Source organism: Salinimicrobium oceani (assembly GCF_012037645.1).
This window is the reverse complement of sequence record NZ_JAAVJR010000324.1, coordinates 1-547: the sequence shown is the minus strand read 5'-3', so window position 1 is coordinate 547 and position 547 is coordinate 1. Positions and strand designations below refer to the sequence as shown.

Here is a 547-nt window from a genome sequence, read left to right as displayed (position 1 = left end):
ATCGCTGCAGCTACCGAAGACGCAAGGATCAGAGCTGAAAGAATTGCTGAGAATAGCAGAAGCGACCTTGGCTCCCTTCGCAGTGCCGACCTTGGAGTTTTCCAGATCATTGGACAAAACAGCGGCGAAGATTTCACCTGGGGTGGGGCATATAACACTGCAGACAAAAAGAAAACCGCTTCAGTAACTATGAGGCTGGAGTTCGAAATTGACTAAAGAATAGTCGGATCACCTTCGAAAAAGGGCGTTTTTGGCTGATCCGGTTTTTAAACTTTTCACAAATTTACCGGTTTACTCTTTCAGCTTTAATAAATTTGAGAGAAAGCCATTAAAATAGTTATGAAATTATCCATTTCTTCAGAATTTCGGAAAGTAGCCCTTCTCAATTATATCGTACCGCCGGAAGTTGTTGATAAATACCTGCCAAAGTACACCAAACCCGATCTTTTTAACGGAAATTGCTTTATAAGTCTCGTAGGCTTTCAGGTTAAAAAGCTGAAGGTAAATGATGTAAAAGTGCCTTTAATAAAGGATTTTGACGAGATAG

Annotated in this window: 1 protein-coding gene and 1 pseudogene; both read left to right on the top strand. The window is 40.6% G+C overall.

What is annotated here, in order from left to right; genetic code table 11:
- Positions 1 to 216 (top strand): annotated as a pseudogene (locus tag HC175_RS16980) (SIMPL domain-containing protein); the annotation flags it as partial.
- Between the two features lie 123 nt (positions 217 to 339).
- The coding region (locus HC175_RS16975; RefSeq protein WP_209310047.1) for a DUF2071 domain-containing protein at positions 340 to 547 on the top strand (208 nt) is incomplete at its 3' end.